Raw genomic sequence first — 19,025 nt, 5'->3', positions numbered from 1 at the left:
TGATATGGCACATCTTCTCGGGGCTGAAGCCCTGCACCTCGAATACCCGACCAGGGTCGTCTTCGACTCCGTGACCCTCGGCATCGAGGAGGGGGATCGGATCGGCATCGTCGGCCGCAACGGCGACGGCAAGTCCAGCCTGCTCGGCATGCTCGCCGGCCGTAAGGAGCCCAATTCGGGCCGCGTCACGGTGCGCGGCGGGACCACCATCGGCGTCCTCGACCAGGCCGACACCCTGCCGGACGACCTCACGATCAGCGCCGCCGTCGTCGGCGACACCCCGGACTACGAGTGGGCCGGTGACGCACGCACGCGCGACGTCATCGAGGGCCTTCTCCGGGATCTGCCGTGGCACGCCGAGATCGGCTCCCTCAGCGGTGGCCAGCGTCGCCGCGTCTCGCTGGCGCGCCTGCTCACCGGCGACTGGGACGTCATCGCGCTCGACGAGCCCACCAACCACCTCGACGTCGAGGCCATCACCTGGCTCGCCGGGCATCTCAAGAAGCGCTGGGCCCCGAACTCGGGAGCCCTTCTCGTCGTCACCCACGATCGCTGGTTCCTCGACGAGATCTCCACCGAGACGTGGGAGGTGCACGACCGCATCGTCGAGCCCTTCGAGGGCGGCTATGCGGCCTACATCCTGCAGCGCGTGGAGCGCGACCGCATGTCGGCGGCGACCGAGGCGAAGCGGCAGAACCTCGCCCGCAAGGAGCTCGCCTGGCTGCGTCGCGGCGCCCCGGCCCGCACCGCCAAGCCCAAGTTCCGCATCGACGCGGCCAACGAGCTGATCGCCGACGTGCCCGAGATCCGCGACAAGGTGTCGTTGCAGTCGCTGGCCGTCTCGCGCCTCGGCAAGGATGTGGTCGACCTGCTCGACGTGGGGGTCACCTACCCTACGGCCGACGGCGGCGAGAAGGTCATCCTGCGCGACGTCGAGTGGCGCATCGCACCGGGGGAGCGCACCGGCATCCTCGGCGTGAACGGTGCGGGCAAGTCGACCCTCCTCGGCCTCGTGTCCGGCACCGTCGAGCCGACCGTCGGAGTCGTCAAGCACGGCAAGACCGTGAAGGTGAAGACCCTCACCCAGCGTCTCGACGAACTCGACCAGTACTGGAAAGACCCGGTGCGCGTGGTCATCTCGGGTCTGCGCACCTCGTACACGCTCGGAGCGGGTTCGAAGGAACAGGATCTTACGCCCGGGCAGCTGCTCGAGCGCCTCGGCTTCTCGTCGGCCCAGCTCTCGACCCCGGTGAAAGACCTCTCGGGCGGACAGCAGCGCCGCCTGCAGCTGCTCCTCGTGCTGCTCGACCAGCCGAACGTGCTGATCCTCGATGAGCCGACCAACGACCTCGACACCGACATGCTGGCCGCGATCGAAGACCTGCTGGACTCCTGGTCGGGCACCCTCCTCGTCGTGAGCCACGACCGCTACTTCCTCGAGCGCGTCACCGATCAGCAGTTCGCGATCCTCGACGGGCGTCTGCGCCACCTCCCCGGGGGCGTCGACGAGTATCTCAAGCTGCGAAAGCTGCAGGATGCCGCGCCCGGCAGGAACCCGTCGGGACAGAGCCAGACGGCGAAGAACACCGCGGCGACGGCATCCGCTCCCGCCGCTCCCGGTCTCGACGGCGCCGCGCTGCGCACCGCGCAGAAGGAGATCTCGGCTCTCGAAAGGCGCATCCAGAAGCTCACGCAGCAGGTCAACACCGCGAAGCAATCGCTCGTCGAGCACGACCAGTCCGACTACGCAGGGCTGGGCGAGAAGATGGCGTCGATCAGCGCCCAGCAGGCGGAGATCGACGAGCTCGAGGTGCGCTGGTTCGAGCTCACCGAACAGATGGGGTGACCGGCAGTACCTGGTTATCTCGCGCCGGCGGGAATACCTTTGCCTTGCAACGCGCTGTGCCCTGGGCGGGGTCTGACGCCATCCGGTGTCGCACAGCACGATTCTGCGGCATTCGGAGGTGCACATGGAAGGACTCGAGGTCACGGTCCTGCTCGGACTCACGATCCTCGTCGGGACGCTGCTCGCCCCGCGCGTGAGGCTGGCTCTGCCGCTCGTGCTCGTGGTCTTCGGCCTGCTGCTCGGGTTCATCCCTCCGCTGCGCGAGGTGCAGCTGCCGCCGGAGACCGTGCTGCTGCTGTTCCTCCCGGTCATGCTGTTCTGGGAGAGCATCACGACCTCGCTGCGGTCCATCCGTCGTGACTTCCGCTACATCCTGCCGATGAGCACGCTGCTGGTCGTCGCATCGGCGTTCGCGGTCGCCGGCATCGGCGTGCTGTTCGGGATGCCGTGGGAGATCGCTCTGATCCTCGGCGCCGCTGTCGCCCCGCCAGATGCCACCGCCGTCGCCGCTCTCGGACGCTTGCTGCCGCGGCGCATGTTCATGAAGCTCAAGGCCGAGAGCCTCACCAACGACGGCACCGCCCTCGTGCTCTACGCGATCGCGGTCTCGCTCGCCGTCGGCGGTCAGATCACACCCATGTCGGTCACCCTGACGGTCATCGTCTCCTACGTCGGCGGTATCGCCGCGGGCGCCGTGATCGCGGTTCTCGGAGCGCTGCTGCTGAGCCGAACGAACTCGACCGCCGCCATCAACGTGACCCTGCTGCTCATCCCGTTCACCGCGTTCCTCCTCGCCGAGATCATCGAGGCATCGGGGGTGCTGGCCGTGGTCGTCGCGGGCCTCATCGTCGCGTACGTCTCTCCGCGTGTGACGACGGCGTCGTCGCGGCGACAGTCGGATGCCGTGTGGCCGTTCGGTGTCTTCCTGCTCAACGGAGCCCTCTTCATCCTGATCGGGCTCGAGGTGCAGTTCGTCGTGCACGAGATCTCGGCCGGCATGATCGGCTGGCTCGTGCTCACCTCGGTCGCGGTGTGGGCGACGCTCGTCGCGGTGCGCTACCTGTTCCAGCTGTTCAGCGCGCTCTTCCAACGACCGTCCGGTCCGCGCCCCCCGCGCGGTCTGCGTTCGCGGGCGCGTCTCGTCTCGACGGTCGCCGGCATGCGCGGGGCCGTGTCGCTCGCGATCGCGCTCTCGGTTCCGACGACGCTCGCCGAGGGCACCGCCGGCCGCGATGAGATCGTGTTCGTGACAGCCGGCGTCATCCTGCTCAGCCTGCTCGTGCAGGGCCCGCTGCTTCCTGCCGTGGTGCGCTGGGCGCGGATGCCCGTCGACCACGCCGAGCAGGAGGAGTACGAGCTCGCCGAACGCACGATCTCGGGTGCGGCGCTCGCCGCCCTCGACGATCTCGCGGTCGAGCACGGCGTCGGGCAGGAAGTGCGCGACCGGGTGCGCGCCGAGGGCTACCAGATGCTCGAGTTCGCCAACGCCAAGTCACTCGCCCGCGAGCAGGCGCTCGTCGACTCCGAAGCCCGCGCGCTCGACGAGATGCTCGACGCGCCCGACCCGCTCGGCGCGGGCACGGCATCGCTCGCCGGTGAAGGCGACAGCGACGGCGACGGCGACGAAAGCTTCGGCGGCGGGGGCAGCACGGTGGACGGGCTCGACGGCACCACCCTGCAGATGATCGCCACGTCGGCCGACGTCGACCTGCTGCAGCGCTCGCCGCTGATCCGCCACGAGGAGCACACCACCCTCAAGCTGGCGCTGATCGACCGCAAGCGGGAGGTGCTGCTCGGGCTGCGGCGCGCGGGCACCGTCGACGATCTCGTGGTGCGCCGCATCGCCGCCCGCCTCGACCTCGAACAGGTGCGCCTGCAGGGCATCGAAGAGTTCGACTGACGGCATCCGACCGTCGCGTGACGCTGTGTGACAGGCGATTCCGCGCGCGGTCGCACACCTGCCTAACGTATGTGAGTCCCTGAGAGAGGAACTCGAATCATCATGTCCCGTCGCACCACGTCCATCATCGCCGCCCTCGCCGCGGTCCCCCTCTTCGTCGCGCTCGCCGGCTGCGCCACCGCATCCTCCGACGCCGGTTCCGGCGACTCCGGTTCGACGGAGGGCCAGGTCGTCAAGATCGGCGTCGTCGGCAAGGGCGACCCGCAGTGGCCGGCGTTCGTCGACGCCGCCGCCGAAGAGGGCATCGAGGTCGAGATCGTCGACTTCGGCTCGTACGAGCAGCCGAACCCGGCTCTGAGCGAGGGCGAGATCGACCTCAACCAGTTCCAGCACATCGTGTACCTCGCCGGCTACAACGAGGACTCGGGCTCCGACCTGACTCCCGTCGGTTCGACCGCGATCTACCCGCTGGGCCTGTACTCGACCAAGTTCGACGACGTCGACAGCATCCCCGAGGGCGAGACCGTCGCCGTCCCGGATGACGCCTCGAACCAGGCGCGTGCGCTGCTCGTGCTCCAGTCCGCCGGGCTCGTCGAGCTCAAGAGCGGCGGCACGATCTTCTCCGACCTGGCCGACGTCGACACCGACAAGTCCAAGGTGAAGGTCACGGCCCTCGAAGCCGCGCTCATCCCGACGTCGCTGCCCGATGTCGCCGCGGCGATCATCAACAACGACTTCGTCGAGGACGCCGGACTCACGTTCGACGACGCGATCGCCCAGGACGACCCCGAAGACCCGAACGCCCTGCCGTACGTGAACATCTTCGCGGCGCGTGCCGACGACGCCGACAACGAGACGTACCTCAAGCTCGTCGAGATCTTCCAGACCGACGAGGACGTGCAGGCTGCTCTGCTCGAGTCCTCCGGCAACACCGCGGTCGCCGTGCAGACGCCGGTCGCCGACCTGGTCGCCTCGCTCGCGAAGGTCCAGAAGGACACCGCAGCGAACAAGTGATCGAGGCGGGAGTAACCCCGCCTGATGCGAGAGAATCGGGTGGCGCTTCGTGCGTCACCCGATTCGTCGTTCCCGACAACCACACGGAGCACCACATGCCGATCGTGAGCCTGACCAACGTGTCGAAGGCGTATCCGTCCCGCACTCCGGGCGACGCCGAGATCGTCGCCGTCGATGACGTCACCCTCTCGATCGAGAAGGGCGACGTCTTCGGGATCATCGGATACTCCGGCGCCGGCAAATCGACCCTCGTCCGCCTGATCAACGCGCTCGAACCGGCGACGGGCGGCACGATCCACGTCGACGGCGTCGATGTGACGTCGCTCCGCGAGAGCGAGCTGCGCAAGGTCCGCGGCGGCATCGGCATGATCTTCCAGCAGTTCAACCTGTTCTCGTCGCGCACGGTGCGGGCGAACATCGCCTACCCGCTCAAGCTCGCCGGCTGGTCGAAGGCCGACATCGAGACCAGGGTCACCGAGCTGCTCTCGTTCGTGGGCCTCTCCGACAAGGCCAAGGCCTACCCCGAGCAGCTCTCGGGCGGTCAGAAGCAGCGCGTCGGCATCGCCCGCGCTCTCGCCACGGGGCCGGCGATCCTGCTCGCCGACGAGGCGACCAGCGCGCTCGACCCGCAGACCACGCACGAGGTGCTCGACCTGCTCAAGCGGGTCAATCAGGAGCAGGGAGTCACCATCGTCGTCATCACCCACGAGATGGACGTGATCCAGACGATCGCCACGAAGGTGGCCGTGATGGAGCGCGGGCGCGTCATCGAGCAGGGCGACGTCTTCGACGTCTTCTCGGCCCCTCAGAACCCCGCGTCCCAGCGCTTCGTGGGCACCGTGGTCAAGGGCATCCCGTCGCCTGCCGAGCTCTCGGTGCTGCGCGAACGCCACCGCGGACGCCTGGTCACGTTCTCGTTCCGAGACGGCGACTCGTCGCAGGCACAGGTGTTCCTCGATCTGGCGAGCGCCGGGCTCGACTTCGAGCTCGTGTACGGCGGCATCAACGACATCCGCGGGAGGGCCTTCGGGCACCTCACACTCGCGATCCGCGGTGAGAGCGCCGCGATCGACCGCACTCTCGCGACGATCGGCGAACGCGTCGAAGTCACCGAGATCGCGCGAGAGGAGGCCCTCTGATGGATCGTCTGCAGGAACTGGCCCCCGAATTCTGGGCCGCCGCGCTCGAGACGCTGTACATGACGTCGTTCGCTCTCGTCCTGGGTGGCGTGCTCGGTCTGCTGATCGGCATCATCCTCTACGTGACGCGCCCCGGCGGTCTGCTGCAGAACCGGGCCGTGTCGATGCTCGCGAACCTCGCGGTCAACGTCTTCCGCCCCATCCCGTTCGTCATCTTCATGGCGGTCGCCCAGCCCTTCGCCCGCGTGGTCGTCGGCGTCGGCATCGGCACGACCGCCGGGGCGTTCATCATCGCCCTCGCCGCGTCGTTCGCGATCGGACGCATCGTCGAGCAGCACCTCGTCTCGGTGTCGCCCGGCGTGATCGAGGCCGCTCGCGCGATGGGCGCTGGCCCCCTGCGCATCCTCTTCACCGTCGCGATCCCCGAGTCGCTCGGACCGCTGATCCTCGGCTACACGTTCATCGTCGTGGCGCTCATCGACATGACGGCGATGGCGGGTCTGATCGGTGGTGGCGGCCTCGGTGCGTTCGCCCAGATCTACGGCTTCCGTCAGTTCGAGCCGGTGGTGATGTGGGCGGCGATCGCTCTCATCGTGGTGTTCGTGCACCTGGTGCAGCTGCTCGGCACGCGCCTGGCGCGCAAGATCATGCGTCGCTGACGTCCGCGTTCGGCACAGGAGTATCCGCCACAGGAGCATCCTGCAGGCTGCGGCGTGAGACGAATACGCTCTCGGCGCCGGAGACCGGATCGATGAACCGCAGCTCGCGGGCGAGCAGCTGCAGCGGGCGCGCGTAGTCGTCGGGCGTCTCGGGCAGCAGCTCGGGGTAGAAGCCGTCGTTGAGGATGCCCATGCCGAGGGCCGCGAGGTGCACGCGCAGCTGGTGCATCTTGCCGCTGTGCGGGCGCAGCAGTGTGTGCACGACCCGATCGTCGCTGCCGAGCAGCTCGATGAGCGTCTCCGAGTTGGGCTCGCGTTCGGCGTCGACCTGCACGCACACCTGACCGCGGGCCTTGATGATGTGGTTGCGGTAGACGACGGGGAACGGATGCCCCGCCAGCTCCGGCTTCTCGGCGTCCCAGTCCGCGGGCCGTGCGGACACCGCCTCGTAGACCTTCTGCACCGTCCGCCTCTGGAAGAGCAGCTGATAGGCACCGCGCGTCTCGCGGCGGGCGGAGAACATCAGCAGACCCGCCGTGGCGCGATCCAGGCGGTGGATCGGTGCGAGATCGGCGTTGCCGAGCAGATTGCGCAGGCGCACCAGCGCGGAATTCTGCAGATACTTGCCGCCCGGCGTCGTCGGCAGGAAGTGCGGCTTGTCGACGACGACCAGGTCGTCGTCCTGATGGATCACCTCGATCGCGAACGGGATCTCGGTCTCCGCCGGCGGTTCGCGGAAGTACCAGATGAACTCCTCCGCGCCCAGGGGAGTGTCGCGGCTGAGCGGACTCGCATCGCGGGCGACGATCTCTCCGCGGTCGAATCGCTCCCGCAGTGTCTCGGCATCGATGTGGAAGAAGCGCTCGACCATGTAGTCCGCGACCGTCGACCACGGCCCGCTCATCGGCACGTGCAGGCGCGTCGCGCCGACGCCGTCGCGGGCGGGCAGAGGAGAGAGCATGGCCATCAGTCGACCCCGATCACGCGTCGAAGCTGAGGCTGAGCTTGCGCAGCAGCCCGGCCAGGCGCTCGCGGTCCGCGCGCGACAGCGCCTGCAGCAGGTCGGCTTCGACATCGACGAGGCGCGTGATCGCGGCATCCACACGCATGCGTCCGTCGTCGGTGAGCGTGACGAGGATGCTCCGGCCATCGCCGGGATCGGCTTCGCGGAGCACCAGGCGACGCGCGACGAGCCGGTCGATGCGGTTGGTCATGGTGCCGCTGGAGACCAGGGTCTGCTGCAGCAGCTGCTTGGGGGAGAGCTGGAACGGGGCGCCCGCTCGGCGCAGCGCCGAGAGCACGTCCCATTCCCAGGACTCGAGGTCGCTGCGCCGGAAGACGTCGCGCCGTGCGCGATCGAGGTGACGCGAGAGGCGGTCCATGCGCGACAGCACTTCGAGAGGCGAGAAGTCGAGGTCGGGGCGCTGCGTGTTCCACGCGCCGACGATCCTGTCGACCTCGTCCGTTGCGCTCATCCGTCCATTATCGCGTATCGCGCGCGGGATGCCCCGTCCGACGCCGGAGCCAGTGCGACGGTCATGAACGTGCTGTGCGGATCGACGGCGTACCGGCCGAACGGAGCGCATTCCACGAACCCGGCGCGGGCGTACAGAGCGCGCGCCGGACGGAAGAAGTCGGCGCTCCCGGTCTCGAGCGACACCCGGCGGATGCCGCGTTCCGACGCGTCGTCGAGCAGGGCGGCGAGCATCATCGCACCCAGGCCCCGGCCGCGGCGCTGCGGATCGGTCCGCATCGACTTGAGCTCTTCGTGAGAGCCGTCGATGGTGGCCAGCGCACCCGTCGCGACCAGGTCGTCTCCCTCGCGTGCAGTGAACAGACGTACCCCCGGAACGAGCAGGCCGTCGAGCGGAAGCGCGTGCTGGCTCTCGGTCGGTGCCGTTCCCGACATGTCGGCGTGGTGGGCGAGGAGGAACTCGGCGAGTTCGGGGGAGGCGACGGTGACCCGTCCGATCAGGATGCTCATCCCCGCAGCATCCCAGAGCCGTGTTTCACGAGGATGACACGGCCCGCACCGATACGCACAGGCAGCGCGGCGCGGACGTGGCAGACTTATCGGGCGGCATCCTCGTGGATGCCGCGGTCCGCCGTGGTGTAATGGCAGCACGACAGCCTTTGGAGCTGTTAGGTCTAGGTTCGAGTCCTGGCGGCGGAGCATGACAGTCAATAACCTCGCGATCATCATCCTCGCTGCGGGCCAGGGCACGCGAATGAAGTCGCGGCTGCCCAAGGTGCTGCACCCGATCGGCGGCCGGCCCCTCGTCGGCCATGTGCTGACCACCGCGGCCGTGCTCGGCGCCGACCACATCGAGGTCGTCGTGCGGCACGAGCGCGACCAGGTCGTCGCCGCTCTCGCCGCGGACTACCCGGATGCGATCTTCATCGATCAGGACGACGTGCCCGGCACCGGGCGCGCGGTGCAGGTCGCGATCGACGCCCTCCCGAGCGACTTCGCCGGCGACGTGCTGGTGCTGTCGGGCGATGTGCCGCTGCTCGAGGTCGACACACTCCGCGCGCTGATCCAGGGGCACCGCGCCGCCTCCGCTGCCGCCACGCTCCTCAGCGCGCGCCTCGACGACCCGACCGGATACGGACGCGTCATCCGCGACGCCGACGGCGCCGTGCAGCGCATCGTCGAGCAGAAGGACGCATCGGCCGAGGAAGCCGCCGTCACCGAGATCAACGCCGGCGTCTACGTGTTCCGTGCTCCCGAGCTGCGCACGTTCCTCGCCCGTGTCGGACAGGACAACGCCCAGGGCGAGGTGTACCTCACCACGGTGATCGAGCTCCTCCGCGGTGCCGATCAGCCCGTCGCCGCCGAGATCGCCGTCGACACGGCGTCGACCTTCGGCATCAACGACCGCGTACAGCTGGCCGAGGCGGGGCGCGTGCTCAACGACCGCATCGTGCGCCGCTGGCAGCGCGAGGGCGTGACGGTCGTCGATCCCGCGACGACCTGGATCGACGACGACGCCACGCTCGCCCCCGACGTGACGATCCTGCCGAACACGCAGATCCTGCGCGCGACCACCATCGCCGCGGGAGCCACCATCGGTCCCGACACCTCGCTCGTCGACTGCGAGGTCGGTGAGGGGGCCGTCGTGCGTCGCACCGATGCCACGCTCGCCGTGATCGGCGCCGAGGCGACCGTCGGACCGTTCTCGTTCCTGCGCCCCGGCACCATCCTGGGTGCCCGCGGCAAGATCGGCGCCTACGTCGAGACGAAGAACGCCGAGATCGGCGAGGGCAGCAAGGTTCCGCACCTCTCGTACGTCGGTGACGCGACGATCGGTCGCGGTGTCAATCTCGGCGCGAGCACGATCACCGCCAACTACGACGACGTGAACAAGCACCGCACCGTGATCGGCGACGAGGTGCACACCGGCTCGCACACGGTGCTCGTCGCGCCCGTTAGGCTTGGCAATGGCGCGAAGACCGGCGCCGGCGCGGTGGTCCGCAAGGATGTTCCGGCCGGAGCGCTGGCCATGACCGTCGCACCTCAGCGCAACGTCGAAGGCTGGGTCGAGAAGAACAGAGCAGGGACGGGCGCGGCGGATGCCGCAGCTCGCGAACGATCGGCGGAATAGGCAGGCTATGGCGCGCAAGAAGAAGACGGTCGATCTGGATCGCGACAACGGGGTAGCCCCCGGAATCATCGCGAAGACCAAGAAGCGACTCGTCGTCGCAGGGGGACGTTCCCACCCTGCACTCACCGCGGCCGTGGCCGAGGCGCTGGGCACCGAGAACGCTCCGGTCGAGCACCGCACCTTCGCGTCGGGCGAGATCTACGCCCGCTTCGAGGTGTCGATCCGCGGTGTCGATCTCTTCCTCATCCAGACGTTCGGCGAACCGGTCAACGAGTGGCTCATGGAGACGCTCATCATGATCGACGCCGCCAAGCGCGCCTCCGCCAAGCGCATCACGGTCGTCGCGCCGTACTATCCGTATTCGCGTCAGGACAAGAAGGGCCGCGGCCGTGAGCCGATCAGTGCCCGCCTCGTCGCCGATCTGCTCAAGACCGCGGGCGCCGACCGCGTCATGAGCGTTGACCTGCACGCCGCCCAGATCCAGGGCTTCTTCGACGGACCCGTCGACCACCTCTTCGCGAAGCCTGTGCTGCTCGACTACTTCCAGCGCACCCTGTCGCCGGCAGACCGCGAGATCCTCACGGTCGTGTCGCCCGACATGGGCCGCGTGCGCGTCGCCGACACCTGGTCGGACAGCCTGGGGGCGCCGCTGGCGATCATCCACAAGCGTCGCGACCCGAAGGTCGCCAACCAGGTGTCCGTGCACGAGATCGTCGGAACGGTCGAAGGCCGCACCTGCCTGCTCGTCGACGACATGATCGACACCGGTGGCACCATCGTCAAGGCCGCTCAGGCGCTCAAGGCGGCGGGTGCGCACCGCGTGATCGTGGCGGCGACGCACGCGATCTTCAGCGATCCGGCATCCGAGCGCCTGCAGGACGCATCGATCGACGAGGTCGTCATCACCGACACCATCCCGTTGACCGAGTCTCGCCGCTGGGACAAGCTCACGATCCTGCCGATCGCCCCGCTGCTCGCCCGTGCGATCCACGAGGTCTTCGAAGACGGCTCCGTCACGAGCATGTTCGGCGGAGACGCGTAGTCCCGATCCATAGGGGCTGCCTCGACACGGCGCAGCCGGTACATAGCCGGGCTTCCTACGCTCGAATCATCGACATCAGGTCGACAGACACCGAGCCGGGAGGACCATCATGATCCGCAGCACCGTACCGACCTCTGTCCGAAAGGGCTCCGCCCTCATCGGAGTCGCGGGACTCCTCGTCCTCGCAGGATGCGCGAGCACTCCTGCGGACTCCGACGGCGCGGCCCCCACCACCGAATCCACCTCGGACTCGAGCACCGGTTCGGAGTCGTCCGGCTCCGACGCCACCTCCACCTACGCCGATGGCACCTACACCGCCGACGGCTCGTACCAGACGCCCGAGACGGTCGAGGAGATCTCGGTCACGCTCACCCTCGCCGACGGCGTGGTGACCGACGTCGAGGTGACGGGCGACCCGAAGGCCTCCGAGACCGAGCAGTACCAGGGCGCCTTCATCGACGGCATCGCCGACGAGGTCGTGGGTGTCGCGATCGACGACCTCGACGTCGACCGTGTCGCCGGGTCGTCGCTCACCAGCGGCGGCTTCAACCTCGCCGTGGAAGACATCAAGGAGCAGGCAGCCGCCTGATCTCCCATGGAGACCTGGCGGTTCGAGGCGATCGGCACGCGCTGGGAGATCGAGACCGTGGTCGAGCTCTCGCCGAAGGCGCGCGCGACCGTGCGCGACATCATCGATCGGTTCGATCGGGAGTGGTCGCGGTTCCGCGACGATTCCGAGGTCTCGCGGCTGGGCCGCGAGGGCGGCGCGCTCTCGGCGGCAGATGCCGGCGCGATGCTCGACGCCTACCGTGAGCTCTCGCTCGCGACCGCCGGTGCAGTGAACCCCCTCGTGGGCGACAGCCTGAGCGCGCTCGGATACGACGCCGCGTACTCGTTGGTCGCGAGCGAGCCGCTCGCAGCCCCGGCATCCTGGCCCGATCGTCTGCGCTGGACGGCCGACTCGCTGACGCTCGACGGACCCGCGACGGTCGATGTGGGCGCGCTCGGCAAAGGACGCCTCGTCGATCTCGTGCTCGGGGCCCTCGACGGCGTCTCCGGACGCGTGGTCGTCGATGCCGGCGGCGATCTGGCCGTGCGCGGTGGCGAGACGCGCATCGCTCTGGAGCATCCGTACGATCCCGCCAGGGCCATCGGGGTCGCCACCATCCGGGACCAGGCGCTGTGCGCCTCGGCGATCAACCGCCGGGCGTGGGGCGACGGCCTGCACCATGTGCTGGATGCCCGCACCGGCATGCCCGTGCGCACCTGGGCGGCGACCTGGGCGATCGCTCCCGACGCGATGACCGCGGATGCCGTCGCCACTGCGCTCTTCTTCGACGGCGGGCCCGAGCTCGCTGCCCGGTGGGGCGTCGAATGGGTGCGCATGAGCACCGACGGCCGCGCACAGCGTTCGCCCGGCTGCCCCGTCGAGATCTTCACCACCCGCCCGCCTGGATAGGGAAGAGTTGACCCTGTGATCCGTTCCTTCACCGCCGTCCGGCAGCGCGTGCTCGCGCTGCTCGGAGCATTGTCGATGTACCGACTGGTCCTGTTCGCGCTCGTCGCACTGGCGCTGATCGCGCTCGTCCTGTCGGCTCTGGGCGTCATCGCCTCGCCGACGCCGATCGAACTGATCGTCTCGTTCCTGGTCCTGGCGATCGTGATCTCTCTCGTCGATGCCGTCACGCAGCGCATCCTTCGGCTGCCGTGGCGGGTGGAGTCGTCGCTGGTCACCGCGCTGATCCTGCTGTTCGTGCTGCGGCCGGGGGCCGAGCTCCCGGCGATCGTCGGCCTCGCTCTCGCGGGGGTCGTCGCGAGCCTGTCGAAGTACCTCATCGCCTGGCGGGGGCGCCACATCCTCAACCCCGCAGCATTCGGCGCGGCGTTCGTCTCGATCCTGGGCTCGTTCGGCGAGCTGCCGTGGCTGGGCACCTCGTCATCGTGGTGGGTCGGCACGCCGTCGCTGACGATTCCCGTGCTCCTGCTCGGCCTCGCGGTGCTCTGGCGCACGGAGAAGGTGCGCGTGGTGCTCCTGTTCCTCGTCGTGGCGCTGGCGACGTCGGTGCTCCGCCAGTTCGTGCAGGCCCAGGAAGCGGGCTTCGCGACCGACCTCGGTACCGCCTTCTCGTTCGCCCTGCTGCAGTCGCCGTTCCTTTTCCTCGGCGCGTTCATGCTGTCCGAACCGCTCACCCTCCCGCCGCGCCGCTGGCAGCAGTTCGCGGTCGCCGCGACCGTCGGCGTTCTCGCAGGGTGGCCGATCTCGGTCGCGGGTATCTTCACGCTCGGCCAGGAGCGCGCTCTGCTCATCGGCAACCTGCTGGCCTTCGCCTTCGCCGTGCGGGGCTCCGTGCGTCTCGTGCTCGAGAAGCGCGCCTTCGTGACGCCCACCGCGCAGGAACTCACCTTCCGGGCGAAGGGCAAGGTCGCCTTCCTCCCCGGGCAGTACCTCGAGCTCGACGTGCCGCACCACCGGCCGGATGCCCGCGGCACGCGCCGCGAGTTCAGCATCGTCTCGGCGCCGGCCGACCTGCCCACCCTGCGCATCGCCTACAAGAACGGCGACCAGAAGCATCCGTCCAGCTACAAGCGCGCCCTCGCCGCCGCCGAGCCGGGTACGACGCTCGCCGTGACCGGCACCTGGGGCGACTTCATCCTGCCGCGCGGTGAGGCACCCGTGCTCATGGTGGCGGCCGGTATCGGTGTCACGCCGTTCGTCTCGCAGCTGCGTCAGCTGCAGGCGACCGGCGTGCAGCGCGACATCGTGCTGGTCTACGTCGCCGCCGATGCGAGCGAACTCGCGTTCCGTGACGAGCTCGCAGCGACCGACGCGCGCGTCGTGGTGTTCACGCGCGACGAACCCGCCGACCTTCCGGCGCACTGGACCTGGGCGCGCGGCATCCGCCTCGACGCCGAGGGGCTGGAACGCGTCGTCCCCGACATCGCCGGCCGCCACGCATTCATCTCGGGCCCGCCGCGCCTGATCGCCGACCTGGCGCCCGCGCTGCAGAAGGCGCACTCGCTGACGACCGACGCTTTCGCCGGGTACTGAGCGGCGAGCCGCGTCGGCTGCGGCGCGCGGATCAGTCGGCGTCGGGTGCGGACGCGTCGCCGGTGGGCGCCGCGGATGCCGGGCTCACGGGAATCCGCACGGTGAAGGTCGTGTCACCGGGCTCGCTCGCCACCGTGAGGAAGCCGCCGTGACCTTCGACGATCGCCTTGGCGATCGCGAGACCGAGTCCGGTGCCTCCGGTCTGCCGGGCGCGCGAGCTGTCGCCACGGGCGAATCGGGCGAACAGCTCATCGCGCACACCGGGGTCGATCCCCGGACCGTCGTCGTGCACGCGGAGAACGGCTTCGTCGTCTTCCCGGCTCACGGTCAGGGTGATCGTCGTTCCGGCGGGCGTATGCGTGCGCGCGTTCGCGAGCAGGTTCGCGACGACCTGGTGCATGCGTCCGGCGTCGCCCACGACGACGACCGGCTCATCCGGCACCTCGATGTTCCAGTGATGGTCGACCGCGGTGGGGCGGGCATCCGCCAGGCCCTCCAGCGCGAGCTGGGCGAGGTCGACGGTGCCGTAGACGAGTTCGCGTCCCTCATCGAGTCGGGCGAGCAGTAGAAGGTCTTCGACGAGCCGGGTCATCCGCAGGGACTGGGCCTGGATGCGCTCGAGCGACGTGGTCGTGCCCTCGATCGCATCGGCCGGCGTCCCCTGCTTCAGGGCGCGCAGCGACAGCTCCGAGTACCCCCGGATCGAGGCGAGGGGAGTGCGCAGCTCGTGGCTGGCGTCGGCGACGAAGCGCCGCATGCGCTCTTCGTTCTTCTGCCGCGACGCGAGCGAGGTGTTCACATGGTCGAGCAGCTTGTTCAAAGAGGCGCCGACGAGGCCGGCCTCGGTGCGCGGATCGGCCTCGGATGCCGGGATGCGCTCGGTGATGGTCACCTCGCCGCGGTCGAGCGGCTGGTTGGCCACGCGCGTCGCGGTGGCCGCGACCGCGCGCAGAGGACGCAGGCCCACACGGATGGTGATCGCCGTGGTGAGCGCGAGCAGGATGAGCCCACCGATGGTGGCGAGGGCGATGACGGTGAGCAGTGTCGTGAGCTGCCGCTGGATCTCGTTGCGGGGGAGACCGGTGACGACGACGAGACCGGAGTTCGTGGTGGTCGCGGTGACACGATAGGAGCCGAGGCCGTCGATCGTGACGTCGGCGACATGCGCGCCGGTGAGGGCATCGGCGATCTGGACGAGTTGCGCGTTCGTCAGCGTGTCCGTGCTGTCACTGAACTCGCCCGCGGTGTTCGAGGCGACGACCCCGTCGATCCCCGATGTCGGGTTCTGCACGACAACGAGGAGTCCGGGCGCGACCCCGCCGCGACCCGACATGACGTACTCGGCCGTGGCGAGGTTCGGCGATGTCTGCTTGATGATGTTCGAGACCGACGCGGCGTAGCCGTACACCTTGTCGTCGAGCTGACGCTCCAGGGTGCTTCCGAGCGTCGCGCTCGTGATGACCGCGACGATCACGAGGATGAGCGAGACGAACCCGATCACGGCGGTCATGAGCCGTGTCTGCAGACTCATCGGTCGGGGCGCCATCCTCGTCTGGGTCACTGCGGTGCCTTGATCATGTAGCCGACGCCGCGGACCGTGTGCAGCAGCGGCGTGCGCCCGGCGTCGATCTTCTTGCGCAGGTACGAGATGTAGAGCTCGACGACCGACGACTTGCCACCGAAGTCGTAGCTCCACACCCGATCGAGGATCTGAGCCTTCGAGAGCACGCGCCGCTCGTTGCGCATGAGGTAGCGGAGCAGCTCGAATTCGGTCGCGGTGAGCTCGATCTCGACGCCGTCGCGCACGACCTCGTGGCTGTCCTCGTTGAGGGTGAGGTCGGCGACGCGCAGGATCGACTGGCCTTCATCGCTCATCGCGTGCCCGGTGCGGCGGATGATCGCGCGCAGTCGTGCGATCACCTCTTCCAGGCTGAACGGCTTGGTGACGTAGTCATCGCCACCGGCGGTGAGCCCGGCGACGCGGTCGCCGACGGCATCCTTCGCCGTGAGGAAGAGCACGGGCACGAGGCTTCCCGACTCGCGCAGGCGCTTGAGTACCGCCATCCCGTCGAGGTCGGGCATCATGATGTCGAGCACCAGGGCATCGGGTTCGAATTCCCGCGCGACCTGCAGTGCCTCCATGCCGGAAGAGGCCGTGCGCACCTCCCAGCCCTCCATGCGCAGCGCCATCGCCAGCAGGTCGGTGAGCATCTGCTCGTCGTCGACGGCGAGGATGCGCAAGGGGGAGCCGTCGGGGCGGCGCAGGTCGGGGAGATCGCTGGTCATGCATCCATTCTGCGGAATCTCCTATGTGATTTCTATGGAGAACCGTATGCGTTGCCTGTGAAGGTCGGATGCCGTCATCTCAGGCGCTCGCATCCATAGGTTCCTCATCGTCCGCGCCTCGATTCCGCATAGTCGTCGTTCCTACGGTCGTTCCTGGCACCGCGACAGCCGCGGCAGAAGGAGAGACATGTACGGAACATATCTGCGGCGCGAACTCGCGGGCCGCAAGAAGCAGACTACGATCGTCGCGATCGGGCTGGCGATCGCGATCGGTCTCGTGATCATCGTCAACGCGCTCACGGCGGGGGTGCGCGACGCGCAGGTCCAGGCTCTCGAGTCGGTCTACGGCGTCGGTACCGACCTCACGGTCGCCGGTGCCGCCGCCGAGCCGGGGGAGGGCGGAGGACCGCGATTCGAGTTCGATGCCGAGTCCGGCGAGACCGAGGGAGACACCACCACCCTCGACCAATCCACGTTGAGCACTGACCTCATGCGCGGCACGCTCGATGCCTCGGTGCTGGAGACCGTGTCATCGACCGAGGGCGTCTCGGCGGCCACCGGTGCGCTCAGCCTCACGAACTCCACGTTCTCGGGCGAGCTGCCCAGCGGCGGCTTCGGCCCGCAGAGCGATACCGAGGGCAGCGAGCAGGGCGGCATGCCCGCCGAGGGCCAGGCTCCGCCCCAGGGCGGTTCCGACGGCGCGGGCGGCGGCGCGTTCGACGTCGACTCCTTCTCGGTGCTCGGCATCGATCCGAGCGCGCAGGCCATCGGCCCGCTCGCCTCGACCGAGATCGGCGACGGGCGCGCCTTCGACGCCGATGACAGCGGGGCGCTCGTGGCCCTCGTCGACAGCACGTACGCGACCACCAACGAGATCGCCTTGGGAGACACGATCGATGTCGCCGGCTCCGATGTCGAGGTGATCGGCATCCTCTCCTCCACCTCGGATGCCGCCGACACCGCCGCGAACGTCTACCTGCCGCTCGACACCGCGCAGGAACTCTCGGGTGCGGGCGATGTGATCTCGACCGTCTACGTGCAGGCCGACTCGGCGTCGTCGATCGACGCGGTGCAGGCCGCGCTGACCGACGAGCTGCCCGATGCGACCATCACCTCGCAGGCCGAACTCGCCTCGAGCGTCTCCGGGTCGCTGTCCAGCGCCACCTCGCTCATCACGAACCTCGGCACCTGGCTGTCGATCATCGTGCTGGCGGTCGCCGTGCTGCTCTCGGTTCTGCTCACCCTCTCGGGCGTCGGACGTCGCACGCGGGAATTCGGCACGCTCAAGGCGATCGGCTGGTCGAACGGTCGCGTCGTGCGTCAGGTCGCCGGCGAGTCGATGGTGCAGGGTCTGATCGGCGGCGCCGTCGGTCTCGTGATCGGCATCGCGGGCATCGTCGTCATCAACATCATCCGTCCGACCGTCGCCGCCGGGTCCGCGGCCGTTCCGGGCGGACCCGGCGAGATGTCGGGCGGCCCGACCGGTGGGGGTGGGGGCGGGACGATGTTCCAGGCGCAGCAGGCGGCCGACATCGTGCTGCAGGCGCCGTTCACCCCCTGGGTGCTGGTGGCGGCCGTCGGTCTCGCCGTGCTCGGAGGTCTCGTCGCGGGAGCGTTCGGCGGATGGCGGGCCGCACGCCTCAGCCCTGCCGAAGCGCTGCGGTCGGTCGCATGAGCGCCACCGCGGCCACCCATCACGATCCCATCGACCATCGAGGAGAACACAGCATGACCGTTGCAGACGTCACCACGACAGCCCTCCCGTCCAGCGAGACCGCACCGCTGTACCGCGCGACCGGAGTCACCCGCACCTATGCGCAGAAGGGACGCACGGTGAAAGCGCTCGCGGGCGTCGACCTCGAGATCGGCGCGGGGGAGTTCGTGACCATCCAAGGGCCGACGGGAGGTGGCAAGTCGACGCTGCTGCAGCTGCTCGGGGCACTGGATCGCCCCTCATCCGGGTCGCTCACCCTCGGGGGTATCGAGCTCGCCTCCGCTTCGTCGAAGGAACTGAGCAGGATCCGCGCCGAGGAGATCGGATTCGTCTTTCAGGGGTTCAATCTCATCCCGACGCTCACGGCATCCGAGAACGTCGACATGGCACTCGAACCCGGCTCTCTCGACCGGGCGGAACGGCGCCGCCGCGTGGCCGAGGCGCTCGCGCACGTCGGCCTCGACGACCGCGGCGACCACCTTCCCACGGAGCTCTCCGGAGGGCAGCAGCAGCGCGTCGCGATCGCGCGGGCGATCGTCAAGCGCCCGCGCGTGCTGCTCGCCGACGAGCCCACCGGCAACCTCGATGAGAGCATGCGCGACGAGATCCTGGCGCTCCTCGAGTCCCTCTGCGCGGAGGGCATCACGATGATCGTCGTCACGCACGACTCGGCCGTCGCGCGGCGGGCGACCCGCCGCCTGCGGCTGACGAAGGGGACCGTGCAGGACATCACGAAGTAGCAGGAACGAGAGAGGGCCCCGGCATCATGCC

The 19,025-nt window shown here is 69.0% G+C and carries 17 protein-coding genes and 1 tRNA gene; 13 read left to right on the top strand and 5 right to left on the bottom strand.

From position 1 onward, the window contains the following. Positions 1 to 4: 4 nt before the first annotated feature. The 5 genes from ACIOSY_RS14700 to ACIOSY_RS14680 all read left to right on the top strand — a co-directional run bounded on the left by ACIOSY_RS14700 (position 5) and on the right by ACIOSY_RS14680 (position 6,558). Positions 5 to 1,846: an ABC-F family ATP-binding cassette domain-containing protein gene (locus ACIOSY_RS14700; protein ID WP_400854548.1), complete on the top strand. Its 1,842-nt coding sequence runs from the start codon at positions 5 to 7 to the stop codon at positions 1,844 to 1,846. Positions 1,847 to 1,970: 124 nt separating this feature from the next. After that, positions 1,971 to 3,746, top strand: coding sequence for a Na+/H+ antiporter (locus ACIOSY_RS14695; RefSeq protein ID WP_400854546.1), 1,776 nt, complete (start codon positions 1,971 to 1,973; stop codon positions 3,744 to 3,746). 102 nt (positions 3,747 to 3,848) lie between these two features. Next, positions 3,849 to 4,760, top strand: coding sequence for a MetQ/NlpA family ABC transporter substrate-binding protein (locus ACIOSY_RS14690; protein ID WP_400854544.1), 912 nt, complete (start codon positions 3,849 to 3,851; stop codon positions 4,758 to 4,760). A 95-nt stretch (positions 4,761 to 4,855) separates the two neighbouring features. Beyond that, entirely contained in the window at positions 4,856 to 5,899 is a 1,044-nt protein-coding gene (locus ACIOSY_RS14685; RefSeq protein WP_400854541.1) for a methionine ABC transporter ATP-binding protein, read from the top strand. Next, positions 5,899 to 6,558: a methionine ABC transporter permease gene (locus ACIOSY_RS14680; RefSeq protein WP_400854538.1), complete on the top strand. Its 660-nt coding sequence runs from the start codon at positions 5,899 to 5,901 to the stop codon at positions 6,556 to 6,558. Before ACIOSY_RS14685 ends, ACIOSY_RS14680 begins: the two co-directional genes overlap by 1 nt. On the opposite strand, the gene ACIOSY_RS14675 is transcribed toward ACIOSY_RS14680, so the two are convergent. The 3 genes from ACIOSY_RS14675 to ACIOSY_RS14665 are packed head-to-tail and all read right to left on the bottom strand — an operon-like array spanning position 6,545 to position 8,542. Then, entirely contained in the window at positions 6,545 to 7,519 is a 975-nt protein-coding gene (locus tag ACIOSY_RS14675; RefSeq protein WP_400854536.1) for a pseudouridine synthase, read from the bottom strand. The two genes, ACIOSY_RS14680 and ACIOSY_RS14675, sit on opposite strands and share 14 nt — an antisense overlap. 19 nt (positions 7,520 to 7,538) lie before the next feature. Then, positions 7,539 to 8,033 (bottom strand): MarR family winged helix-turn-helix transcriptional regulator, encoded by a 495-nt coding sequence (locus ACIOSY_RS14670; RefSeq protein WP_400854534.1) that lies wholly within the window; start codon positions 8,031 to 8,033, stop codon positions 7,539 to 7,541. Next, positions 8,030 to 8,542: a GNAT family N-acetyltransferase gene (locus tag ACIOSY_RS14665; protein WP_400854532.1), complete on the bottom strand. Its 513-nt coding sequence runs from the start codon at positions 8,540 to 8,542 to the stop codon at positions 8,030 to 8,032. Before ACIOSY_RS14665 ends, ACIOSY_RS14670 begins: the two co-directional genes overlap by 4 nt. Before the next feature lie 117 nt (positions 8,543 to 8,659). Between ACIOSY_RS14665 and ACIOSY_RS14660 the strand changes: the two genes are divergently transcribed. The 6 genes from ACIOSY_RS14660 to ACIOSY_RS14635 all read left to right on the top strand — a co-directional run bounded on the left by ACIOSY_RS14660 (position 8,660) and on the right by ACIOSY_RS14635 (position 14,254). Continuing rightward, a tRNA-Gln gene (locus ACIOSY_RS14660) sits at positions 8,660 to 8,731 on the top strand. Between the two features lies 1 nt (position 8,732). Continuing rightward, complete coding sequence (gene glmU, locus ACIOSY_RS14655) at positions 8,733 to 10,163, top strand: bifunctional UDP-N-acetylglucosamine diphosphorylase/glucosamine-1-phosphate N-acetyltransferase GlmU (protein ID WP_400854530.1); 1,431 nt, start codon at positions 8,733 to 8,735, stop codon at positions 10,161 to 10,163. Between the two features lie 7 nt (positions 10,164 to 10,170). Continuing rightward, positions 10,171 to 11,205, top strand: a complete 1,035-nt coding sequence (locus ACIOSY_RS14650) for a ribose-phosphate diphosphokinase (protein WP_400854528.1) — start codon at positions 10,171 to 10,173, stop codon at positions 11,203 to 11,205. A 109-nt stretch (positions 11,206 to 11,314) separates the two neighbouring features. Beyond that, positions 11,315 to 11,794, top strand: coding sequence for an FMN-binding protein (locus tag ACIOSY_RS14645; protein ID WP_400854526.1), 480 nt, complete (start codon positions 11,315 to 11,317; stop codon positions 11,792 to 11,794). 6 nt (positions 11,795 to 11,800) lie between these two features. Next, complete coding sequence (locus tag ACIOSY_RS14640) at positions 11,801 to 12,664, top strand: FAD:protein FMN transferase (RefSeq protein ID WP_400854524.1); 864 nt, start codon at positions 11,801 to 11,803, stop codon at positions 12,662 to 12,664. Between the two features lie 15 nt (positions 12,665 to 12,679). After that, positions 12,680 to 14,254 (top strand): FAD-dependent oxidoreductase, encoded by a 1,575-nt coding sequence (locus tag ACIOSY_RS14635; protein WP_400854522.1) that lies wholly within the window; start codon positions 12,680 to 12,682, stop codon positions 14,252 to 14,254. 31 nt (positions 14,255 to 14,285) lie between these two features. Here the strand turns inward: ACIOSY_RS14635 and ACIOSY_RS14630 are convergent, their stop codons facing one another. Then, complete coding sequence (locus ACIOSY_RS14630) at positions 14,286 to 15,785, bottom strand: sensor histidine kinase (RefSeq protein WP_400854520.1); 1,500 nt, start codon at positions 15,783 to 15,785, stop codon at positions 14,286 to 14,288. A 26-nt stretch (positions 15,786 to 15,811) separates the two neighbouring features. Continuing rightward, a complete protein-coding gene (locus ACIOSY_RS14625; RefSeq protein ID WP_400854518.1) occupies positions 15,812 to 16,540 on the bottom strand; it encodes a response regulator transcription factor in 729 nt (242 codons plus the stop codon). Positions 16,541 to 16,727: 187 nt separating this feature from the next. On the opposite strand from ACIOSY_RS14625, the gene ACIOSY_RS14620 reads away from it, so the two are divergent. Together ACIOSY_RS14620 and ACIOSY_RS14615 are read left to right on the top strand one after the other, a co-directional pair. Next, on the top strand, positions 16,728 to 18,215 hold the full coding sequence (locus ACIOSY_RS14620) for an ABC transporter permease (protein ID WP_400854516.1): 1,488 nt from the start codon (positions 16,728 to 16,730) through the stop codon (positions 18,213 to 18,215). A 53-nt stretch (positions 18,216 to 18,268) separates the two neighbouring features. Continuing rightward, positions 18,269 to 18,994, top strand: a complete 726-nt coding sequence (locus tag ACIOSY_RS14615) for an ABC transporter ATP-binding protein (protein WP_400854514.1) — start codon at positions 18,269 to 18,271, stop codon at positions 18,992 to 18,994. Positions 18,995 to 19,025 lie beyond the last annotated feature (31 nt).

The sequence above is a fragment of the Microbacterium sp. NPDC087665 genome (assembly GCF_044743285.1).
In the GTDB taxonomy this organism is placed as follows: Bacteria; Actinomycetota; Actinomycetes; order Actinomycetales; family Microbacteriaceae; genus Microbacterium.
Note: the sequence above shows the minus strand (reverse complement) of the source record. Positions and strands in the feature narration are given on the sequence as shown.

Bases quoted from the DNA above. Each gene is read 5' to 3' on its own strand.
- ACIOSY_RS14700 (WP_400854548.1), top strand. From the start codon at position 5: ATGGCACATCTTCTCGGGGCTGAAGCCCTGCACCTCGAATACCCGACC.
- ACIOSY_RS14695 (WP_400854546.1), top strand. From the start codon at position 1,971: ATGGAAGGACTCGAGGTCACGGTCCTGCTCGGACTCACGATCCTCGTC.
- ACIOSY_RS14690 (WP_400854544.1), top strand. From the start codon at position 3,849: ATGTCCCGTCGCACCACGTCCATCATCGCCGCCCTCGCCGCGGTCCCC.
- ACIOSY_RS14685 (WP_400854541.1), top strand. From the start codon at position 4,856: ATGCCGATCGTGAGCCTGACCAACGTGTCGAAGGCGTATCCGTCCCGC.
- ACIOSY_RS14680 (WP_400854538.1), top strand. From the start codon at position 5,899: ATGGATCGTCTGCAGGAACTGGCCCCCGAATTCTGGGCCGCCGCGCTC.
- ACIOSY_RS14675 (WP_400854536.1), bottom strand. From the start codon at position 7,519: ATGCTCTCTCCTCTGCCCGCCCGCGACGGCGTCGGCGCGACGCGCCTG.
- ACIOSY_RS14670 (WP_400854534.1), bottom strand. From the start codon at position 8,033: ATGAGCGCAACGGACGAGGTCGACAGGATCGTCGGCGCGTGGAACACG.
- ACIOSY_RS14665 (WP_400854532.1), bottom strand. From the start codon at position 8,542: ATGAGCATCCTGATCGGACGGGTCACCGTCGCCTCCCCCGAACTCGCC.
- glmU (WP_400854530.1), top strand. From the start codon at position 8,733: ATGACAGTCAATAACCTCGCGATCATCATCCTCGCTGCGGGCCAGGGC.
- ACIOSY_RS14650 (WP_400854528.1), top strand. From the start codon at position 10,171: ATGGCGCGCAAGAAGAAGACGGTCGATCTGGATCGCGACAACGGGGTA.
- ACIOSY_RS14645 (WP_400854526.1), top strand. From the start codon at position 11,315: ATGATCCGCAGCACCGTACCGACCTCTGTCCGAAAGGGCTCCGCCCTC.
- ACIOSY_RS14640 (WP_400854524.1), top strand. From the start codon at position 11,801: ATGGAGACCTGGCGGTTCGAGGCGATCGGCACGCGCTGGGAGATCGAG.
- ACIOSY_RS14630 (WP_400854520.1), bottom strand. From the start codon at position 15,785: ATGAGTCTGCAGACACGGCTCATGACCGCCGTGATCGGGTTCGTCTCG.
- ACIOSY_RS14625 (WP_400854518.1), bottom strand. From the start codon at position 16,540: ATGACCAGCGATCTCCCCGACCTGCGCCGCCCCGACGGCTCCCCCTTG.
- ACIOSY_RS14620 (WP_400854516.1), top strand. From the start codon at position 16,728: ATGTACGGAACATATCTGCGGCGCGAACTCGCGGGCCGCAAGAAGCAG.
- ACIOSY_RS14615 (WP_400854514.1), top strand. From the start codon at position 18,269: ATGACCGTTGCAGACGTCACCACGACAGCCCTCCCGTCCAGCGAGACC.